The organism is Actinomadura sp. 7K507 (assembly GCF_004348425.1).
Classification (GTDB): domain Bacteria; phylum Actinomycetota; class Actinomycetes; order Streptosporangiales; family Streptosporangiaceae; genus Spirillospora.
Window position 1 is genome coordinate 41618 of sequence record NZ_SMKK01000028.1, and the last position, 8923, is coordinate 50540.

Consider the following 8923-nt stretch of genomic DNA (forward strand, 5'->3'; position numbering starts at 1 on the left):
TCAGCGCACGCGCGTTCACTCCAGCGGCGGGCGCGCGAACCGATCGGGAATCACATGGCATACGACCCCTACGGGTACGGCTCACAGGACCCCTACGCCCAGTCCTACTCCCAGCAACCGGTGCAGCAGCACCACTACTACGGTCCCTCGGTCCCCGTCGCCGCGCCGACGAACGGGATGGCGACCGCGTCGATGATCTGCGGCATCATCGGCTTCTTCGCCTGCGGCCTGACGTCCATCCTCGCGATCATCTTCGGCCACGTCGCGCAGAGCCAGATCAAGCGGACGGGCGAGGGCGGCAACGGAATGGCCGTTACCGGCCTCATCCTCGGCTACCTCCTCACGGCGGGCTGGGTCGTCTTCTGGTTCCTCTACATCCTCGGGCTGGCGATGTTCGCCGCCGAGACGGGCAGCACGACCACCTACTAACCTCCGGTCAGGCGATGCGGGGGACGCCTGCGACTTCCACACCGACGCTCGACATCAGGACGGTCATGGGGGTGGAGGTGTCCCGCCAAGCCTTCACCGCGGCCGCGAACACGTCCAGGACGGCGCGGAACGACCGCTGGTCGGCGTCGGCGAGTTCGGCCCACGACTCGTACCGCACCAGGTAGCCGCTCTTCGCGGGCGCCCACGACAGGTCGGCGAGGCTCTCGCGGAGGGCGTCCCAGTCGTCGGCGGCCCCGGTGGGGAGTTCGAAGACGTCCGCGCACAGCCGCAGGAACGCGTCCTTGTCGCGGGCGCGGCGGCCGTCGAGGTGGAAGGCGCGCAGGCCGGCCTCCTCCGCGCGTTCGGTCCAGCTCGTGTCGCCGACCGCGCCCGGCACCGGGGGCGTCCGCCACTGGTAGAGGCCCGGTGCCAGCCGTCCGGCGAGCAGTTCGGTCAGTGCTTGGTTCGCGTCCACGTCATCTCCCGGAGGTTCGTGCTCCCCGCGCGTGCGCGCGGCCCGGGGGCGACCAGCCCCACCGGCCGCGATCATCCCCGTGCATCGCCCGCGAAATCCCCCAATATGGGCAGATTCCGGCCAGATCTTCCCGGTGGCTTCCCGGGGAAGGTCACCGGATGCGTCCGAGATCGTCGCACAGCCACCGCCGCCGGACGGTCACCGACGCGCTGACCTGCGCCGATGGCGACGGGCTTGAGTCTCTAGTCACTGGAGGCCCCATGGTGGACGGCATGGAAGGCGACACCCTGTACACGATCGGGGAACTGGCGCGCCGCACCGGCCTTCCGGTGCGGACGATCCGGTTCTACTCCGATGCCGGCGTGGTGCCGGCGACCTCCCGTACCGCCGCCGGATACCGGCTGTACGACGTGGAGGCCGTCGCGCGCCTCGATCTGGTGCGGACGCTGCGCGACCTCGGCGTCGATCTCGGCACGGTCCGGCGGGTGCTGGACCGCGAGATCGGCGTCGGGGAGGTCGCGACGACGCACGCCGAGGCGCTGGACGTGCAGATCCGGACGCTCCGGCTGCGCCGGGCCGTGCTGCGGGCGGTCGCCAAACGAGGATCCAGTCCCGAGGAGATCGAACTCATGCACAAACTCGCGAGGCTCTCGGACGAGGAGCGGCGGCGCATCATCACCGACTTCATCGACGAGTCGTTCGCCGGGCTCGACGTGGACCCGGGCTTCGAGGCGAAGATGCGGTCCGCGCTGCCGGAGCTGCCCGACGACCCCGAGCCCGAGCAGGTCGACGCCTGGGTCGAACTGGCCGAACTCGTCGGCGACCCCGGTTTCCGGACGTCGGTGCGGCGGATGGCCGAGGCCCAGGCCGCCGAGATCGGGAAGGGCGCCTACCCCGAGGACGCGGCAGGCATCGGCCAGGCGACGGGGGAGAAGATCGCGGCGGCGATGGCCGACGGGATCGAGCCGGGTTCGGACGCCGCCCGCCCCGTCGTCGACGAGCTGGTGGCCATGTACGCGGAGGCGTACGGCACCACGGACAGCGCCGAGTTCAGGCGCGAGCTGCTGCGGCGGACGGAGATCGGCACCGACCCGCGCGCGGAACGGTACTGGCAGCTGATCGCCACCATCAACGGCTGGCCCGTCTGGCCCGCGATGACACCGTCGTTCGAATGGTTCATCGAAGCCCTGCGCGACTGACGGCCCTGCGCGACTGACGGCCCTGCGCGACTGACGGGCCTGCGCGACTGACGGGCCTGCGTGACTGACGGGGCGCGCAGTTAGGAAGGCGCTGGGACGCCGGCGTGGTGACGGCCGCGCCAGCGTCCCAGCGAGATCACGTCGTTCGCGCCGTCGAGGAAACCTCCGGCCGGATCGTCCACCCCGTCCGACCTGACCACGTCCGCGGACGGTCGCAGGATCTCCCACACCACCAGGGCCGCCAGCGCCAGCACCGTGAGGAACCGCGCGAGCAGCGCGAGGTGGTAGACCTCCTGGCTGATGCCGCCCTCGGGCGCGTCGAAGGCCAGCACCGCCGACAGCGTGTCCGCGAGGTACGCGCCCTCGGTCTGCGCGGAGACCGACAGCAGGAACCACCAGATGCCGAAGAAGTAGATGATCTCGCCGATCTGCCAGACCACGAACGCCGGCAGCTTCGGACGCGCCAGGACGACGAGCGGCAGCAGCCACAGCACGTACTGCGGCGACCAGACCTTGTTCGGCAGCATGAACGCGACCAGTACGAGGAACATCAGCTGCGGCAGGCGCGGCCGGCGCGGCGCGGCCAGCGCGAGGACGGCGATCCCGGCGGCCAGGACGAGGAACGTGCCCGTGCCGAGGAGATTGAGCAGCCCGGTCTCGGACGACACGTTCTCCAGCCCGTGCTCCTGGAGGAAGAAGAAGATCGACCCCCAGTCGATCCCGCGTCCCTGGCTGAAGGAGTAGAACTCCTTCCACCCGTCCCACGCGAACAGCATCACGGGCAGGTTGACCGCCAGCCAGGCGCCCGCGGTGCCGGCGAGCATCCGTCCCAACGCGCGCCACTGCCCGGCGCGCACGCACAGCAGGACCAGCGGGCCGAGGAACAGCAGCGGGTAGAACTTCGCCGCGATCGCCAACCCGAGCAGCACGCCCGCGAGCGCCGGGCGGCGGGCCGACCAGGCGGCGAGGGCCAGCGCGGACAGCGCCACCGCGAGCAGGTCCCAGTTGATGTACGCGGTGAGCAGCAGGGACGGGGACAGCGCCACCATCAGGCCCGCGCGGAGCGAGCGCCGCCCGGCGACGTACGCGGTGGCGAGGACGGCCACGACAGCGAGGACGGCGAGCAGCAGCGCGGTGATGTTGAAGAACGCCATCCCGCGGGCGCTCTCGTCGAACGGCTGCGCCAGCCAGGCGACCACCTGCATGAAGGCACCGGAAAGGACCGGGTACTCCACGTACTGGATGTCGGAACCGGTGGCGGTCAGCGCGTCGAAGTACGGGGTCTTGCCTTCACTCAGACCGCGCACGTAGTAGAGCGGATAGATGTCGGTGTAGCAGGCGTTCGTCGTCGTCTGGATGAAATCGAACTTCGCCGATGCGCAGGGCTGCTTCTGCAGCCAGCCGAGCAGGCACACGAACGCGGTGAGGCCCGTCAGCACCGGCGCGAGCCGCCGGAGCCGGCCGGGGCCGTCCGCCTCGCCGCTGTCGCTGTCGCTGCCGGTGTCGGTGTCGGCGGCGGCCATTTCGAGCCTCTCGGATGACGACGACATGGACAGCAAGACTATTGGTCATCGCGCCCGCCCCGGGCCGCCCGTCCCGGAAATTGGGACGGCCCGGAACCACCATGGGCTCCGGGCCGCTCTATGGGCCGCTCTATCCGGACCGCTCCATCCGGGCGGATCGGGACGGTGTCCCGCCCGCCTTAGTTACGCGGGCGGTTCTGGTTGGGGTCGTCTGGTTCTTCCTGATCCCGGCAGGCGGGATCGTTCCTGTGCTGGGGTTGCGCGCACCACCAGTCCCGGTCCCCCTCGGGGGGGATGTTGGGATTGCAGCCGGCGGGCAGGCCCAGCTGATTGCAGGGCTCCCCCTGCCCGGGCGGAGTCGTCGGCGTGTTGGTCGGGCTCGGCGAGTCCGACGGGCAGCCCGGCCGCTGGTTCGGCTGGCCCGGCCGGCACGAGGGCGACGTGCTGGGGGTCGGCGACGTCGTGGGCTCCGGCGCCTGGGTCGGCTTCGCCCACGGGGCGATCTCGCCGCCGTTGACCGGCGGGGGGAACTGCGTGACCGGCCTGTTCTCCAGGGCCTTCGTCATGAACTTCTTGAACAGGTCGGCGGGGACCGTACCACCGTAGACCTGGCTGTAGTTGCCCACGCCGATCAGCGACTTGCGGTTCCCCTTCTTGTCCTGGCGCCACATCGCCGACGCGGTCACGAGCTCCGGCGTGTAACCGACGAACCAGGCCGACTTGTTCTCGTCCGTCGTACCGGTCTTGCCGGCGACCGGGCGGGCACCGAGGCTCGCGCGCTCACCGGTACCGGACGAGACGACCGCGCGCATCGCGGACGTGGCGTCCGCCGCGACACCCGCGGAGAACGCCTGCGTCGGCGTCTCGTACGGCAGCTTCTCCAGGACGTTCCCGTCCTCGTTCGTGATCGGGTTGCCCTGGTTGTCGGAGACCGACTTGATCACGTGGGCCTGCCGGTGCTTGCCCTCCGCGGCGAACGTCGAATAGACCGAGGCCATCGTGACCGATGTCGTGTCGATGACGCCGAGGGGCAGCGAGGTGTAGTTGGCGTTGAGGTTCTCGGTGTCCTTGGGGATGCCCATCTTCTTGGCCATCTCCACGACATTGGACAACTGGACCTTCTGCCCCAGCTCGACGTACGACGTGTTGATCGACATCGCCGTCATCTCTTTGATGGTGTAGACGCCGTTCTCCGCGCGGTTGTCGTTGGTGAACGTCGCACCGTTGATCGTCCGCTTGTAGCTGCCGTCCATCGTCGTGTTCAGGCTGATGCCCTGGTCGAGGGCCGTGGCCAGCACGATCGGCTTGAACGACGAACCGGGCTGCACGTTGCCCTGGAAGGAGTTGTCGAACTGCTGCTTGCGGAAGTCGGGGCCGCCGTAGGCGGCCACCACACCACCCGACTTCGGGTCGACCGCCGTCAGCGCGAACTGGATGTCGTTGCCGAGCCCGTTCTCTTTCCTGATCTGCTTGACGGCCTTGTTGGTGTAGTCCTGCAACCCCTTGTTGAACGTGGTCTTGATCTTCAGGCCGCCGGTCTCCAGCATCTGCTCGCTGACGCCCAGCGACTTCAGTTCCGCGATGACCCGGGCCTCCAGGTAGCCGGCGTTCGGGTCGTCCGGGACGTCGCTCCAGTTCTCCTGCGTCTGCGGGAACTTCATCCCCGCGCGCTTGCCCGAGTCGAGCCAGTCCTGCTCGACCATCCCGTCGAGGACGTAGTTCCAGCGGTCGATCAGCGCCTGCTTGGCCGGGTTGGACGCCGGGCCGAACGTGGCGAAGTAACCGGGACGCTGGATCATCGCGGCGAGCATCGCCGCCTCGGACTCGTTGATCTTGTCGACGGGCTTGTGGAAGTAGGCGCGGGAGGCCGCCTGGACGCCGTACGACCGGCGCCCGAACGGGACCGTGTTCAGGTACAGCTCAAGGATCTTCTCCTTCTCCATCTCCCTGCCGAGACGGATGGAGATCAGGATCTCCTTGAACTTGCGGCTGACCGTGCGGTCCCGGCTGAGGCTCGCGTAGTAGTTCCGGGCCATCTGCTGAGTGATCGTCGAAGCGCCCGCGATGTCACCGCCGGTCGCCGCCCGGAACATCGCGCCCGCGATGCCGGTCGGGGAGATGCCCGGCTCGGTCCAGAAGCCCCGGTCCTCGGCCGCGAGGATCGCGTTCTGGACGTGCTTCGGGACCTTGTCCAGCGGGACGTTCTCGCGGTGCGTGCCGATCCGCGCGAGCGGCGAACCGTCCGCGTAGGTGATCACCGACTCCTGCCGGATCGCGTCCTGCTGCTTCTCCGTCGGGATGGGGGTGTTGGCGTACGCGACGACGACGAGCACGGACGTGGCGAGGATCAGCACGCCGACGACGGCGACGATGATCTTCCAGGACGGTATGTAGCGCCGCCAGCCGCTCTGTTCCGGATCGTCCGGCTTCTTGGACCGCTTGCCGCGGCCCTCGTCTCCCCAGAAGCCGCCGTCCCCGGAACCCCCGGGACCGCCGCGCCCGCCCGGACCCCCGGGACCGCCAGGTCCGCCGGGTCCGCCGGGCCCGCCGGGCCCGCGTCCACCGGGACCGCCAGGTCCGCCGGGCCCGCGTCCACCGGGAACGCCCGGTCCGCCGGGACCGCCACGGCCTCCGGGACGTCCACCCGGGCCCGAACGCATGGCCGATGAGGAACCGCGGCGCTTGCCGCCGCCGCCGGGTGCGCCCACCCTCGCGGGGCCGCCGCCCCGGCCGCCCGGCCTGCCGCCGGGGCGCGGGCCCTTGCCGGGCGCGGGCGAGCCGGACGGTCCGCCACGCGGCCCACCGGCGGGCGCGCCCGGACCGCCGGGACGGGGGGCTCCCCTCCGGCCGGGGCCATCTCCGTGTTCCGGTCCGTATCGGCTTGGGTTACTCACGCGACCTCATCAAACTGGGGTACGGCTGTGCGTCGTCAGAGAGTACTGCGCACCCGGTGGCGCGGGGGCCGATGGGACAAGGCTTTCCGCTCCCCGGCCGTCCGGACGCGCTTGATCATGCCCGCTGGCGTGCGGCAATCCGCGAACATGCTTCATGTCACACCACCGCCTCCACCAGGAGGTTCGGACAGAGGACCCTCCGGGGTTCATTCCGGAGGCCTTGACAAGGGCAACAGCGGCACGATGCCCGCCGTGTTGGGCTGGTTGTTGGGCTCCACGCCCCGGCCGCCCCGCCTGCCGCGGCAGGCCTGGTCGCCCTGGTGAAGCTGGCACCACCACCGCGGCGGCGGGTTGCTCGGCGGCTTGTTCGGGTCGCAGTCGCCGTTCTCGAACGGCGACCGGCACGCCGGCTTGCCGCGGCCGTCACCGTCGTCGCCGTCGTCGCCGTCACCGTCGCCCTGGCAGCGCGGGTCGAACCGGCCGATCGGCTCGTCGCACCACGGCGGCCTGTCGTCCTTCTTCTTCGGCGGCTTCGCCCACTTCTGCACGATCCCGCCCCACGCCGGCGGCGGGAACTGCTGCACCTCGATGCCCTGCATGGCGTTCGTCATGTAGGAGTTCCAGATGCGGGCGGGGATCGTTCCGCCCTCCACCGTGCCGATCCCGGGCAGGACCACCGACTTCTTCTTCCCGTCCGGCCCGGTGTCGTCGTTGAAGAGCGTCACGGCCGTGGAGATCTGCGGGGTGTACCCGACGAACCATGCCGCGACGTTCCGGTCGGTGGTACCGGTCTTGCCGGCCGCCGGACGGTTCGGCAGCGCCGCCGCCGTCGCGGTCCCGCCCTTGACGACCTGTTGCATCGCGTACGTGGCGTCCGCGGCGACCTTCGCGTCGAAGACCCGGCGCTTCTCGTACTTCGGCTTCAGCCGGACCGTCTTGTTGTCGGACTCCTTGACCTGCCGGATCACGTGCGGCTGGTGGTACACGCCGCCGTTGGCGAACACCGCGTAGCCCGCCGCCTGCTCGATCGGCCGGATGTTGTTGACGCCCAGCGCGAGGTTCAGGCAGCAGTCGTGCGGGGCCAGCAGGTCCTTCGCGATACCGGCGTCGGTCTCGGTCTTGATCACCGCTTCGATGCCGACCTTGCCCATCAGCTGGATGAACGCGGTGTTGACCGAGTCCTGCGTCGCCTTGACCATGTCGACCGGTGTGCCCACGTCATGGGTGTTGGGGACGATCGAGGCATTCGGATCGTCCTTCGACACCACGCTGCCGTCCGGGCCGATCGGCGTCTTCGACCGTCCCTCAAGGGTGCTCTTCAGGCTGTAGTTCTGCTTCAGCGCCGTCGCCAGCACGTACGGCTTCATCGCCGACCCGCCCTGCGCCGAGCCCTGCCACACGTTGTTGAAGGACTGGTCGAGATAGTCTGGCCCGCCGTAGAAGGCCACGACCTCCCCGTTCGCGCTGTTCACCGACACCAGCCCGACACGGATCTTCTTCTTCGCGAGCTTCTTCGGGTTCACCTGCGGGACGGTCTTCTCGGCCGCCCTCCTGGCCATCGCCATCCGCTTGCGGTTGAAGGTGGTGTAGACGCGCAGGCCCCTGGTCGTCAGCTCCTTCTCGTCGATCCCCTGCCTGCGGAGCTCCTCCTGGGCGCGCATCAGCATGTAGCCGCGCTGGCCGCCGTACAGCTGGTCGCTGGTGCCGGCCCTATTGATCTTGGGCAGGCCCTTCTGGATGTGCTTGCTGGCATCGGCCTGGCTGAGCTTGCCCATCGAGACCATGCCGTTGAGCGTGTACTCGTACCTGCCGGTCGCCCACTTCTCGTTCGCCTTGGCGGCCGGGTCGCGGTTCGGGTTCTGGATGATGCCGCCGAGGACGGCCGCCTGGTCGGGGTTGAGCTTCCACACGTCCGTCCCGAAGTACTCGCGCGAAGCGGCCTGGATGCCGTAGGTGTTGCGGCCCATATAGATCGTGTTGAGGTACAGCTTGAGGATCTCGTCCTTGGTGTGCTTGTCCTCCAGCTTCATCGCGATGAACAGCTCCTTGAACTTCCGGCTCATCGTCCGGTTGTTCGGGTCGGAGTAGTAGTTCTTCGCCAGCTGCTGTGTGATCGTCGACCCGCCGCCCGACCCGCCGGTCAGGTTGTCCCACACCGCACGCGTGGTGCCCTTGACCGAGAAGCCCGGGTCGGTGCGGAAGCTGCGGTTCTCCGCCGCCAGCACCGCATTCCGGACGTGCGGCGGAATCTTCTCCAGCTCGACGCTCTGCCGCTTCTTGCCGACCCGGCCGATCTCCGTGCCGTCGGTGTAGTAGAAGATCGACGCCTGGTCCTCGACGCCCGCCACCGTGGGCTCCTCGGGCGTCGGCGTGTTCGCGTACGCGACCCAGATCAGCGTGACG

General features: G+C 69.4%; 6 protein-coding genes. 2 read left to right on the top strand and 4 right to left on the bottom strand.

Features of this window, described 5'->3' with window-relative positions:
- The first annotated feature begins 54 nt into the window (after nt 1-54).
- Nucleotides 55-429, top strand: a complete 375-nt coding sequence (locus E1285_RS09310) for a DUF4190 domain-containing protein (protein WP_132150147.1) — start codon at nt 55-57, stop codon at nt 427-429.
- Nucleotides 430-436: 7 nt separating this feature from the next.
- Here E1285_RS09310 and E1285_RS09315 read toward each other — a convergent pair whose 3' ends face one another.
- Nucleotides 437-904 (bottom strand): barstar family protein, encoded by a 468-nt coding sequence (locus E1285_RS09315; protein ID WP_165966528.1) that lies wholly within the window; start codon nt 902-904, stop codon nt 437-439.
- 158 nt (nt 905-1062) lie between these two features.
- On the opposite strand from E1285_RS09315, the gene E1285_RS09320 reads away from it, so the two are divergent.
- Nucleotides 1063-2103 carry a MerR family transcriptional regulator gene (locus E1285_RS09320; RefSeq protein WP_347814068.1) on the top strand — a complete coding sequence of 347 codons (1041 nt, stop codon included), beginning with the start codon at nt 1063-1065 and terminating at the stop codon, nt 2101-2103.
- Nucleotides 2104-2183: 80 nt separating this feature from the next.
- Here E1285_RS09320 and E1285_RS09325 read toward each other — a convergent pair whose 3' ends face one another.
- The 3 genes from E1285_RS09325 to E1285_RS09340 form a co-directional block, all read right to left on the bottom strand.
- Entirely contained in the window at nt 2184-3653 is a 1470-nt protein-coding gene (locus E1285_RS09325) for a glycosyltransferase 87 family protein (protein ID WP_243722661.1), read from the bottom strand.
- A 152-nt stretch (nt 3654-3805) separates the two neighbouring features.
- A complete protein-coding gene (locus E1285_RS09330; protein ID WP_243722663.1) occupies nt 3806-6286 on the bottom strand; it encodes a transglycosylase domain-containing protein in 2481 nt (826 codons plus the stop codon).
- A 440-nt stretch (nt 6287-6726) separates the two neighbouring features.
- Nucleotides 6727-8923: transglycosylase domain-containing protein (locus E1285_RS09340; protein WP_132150153.1), on the bottom strand; the 2197-nt coding region annotated here is incomplete at its 5' end.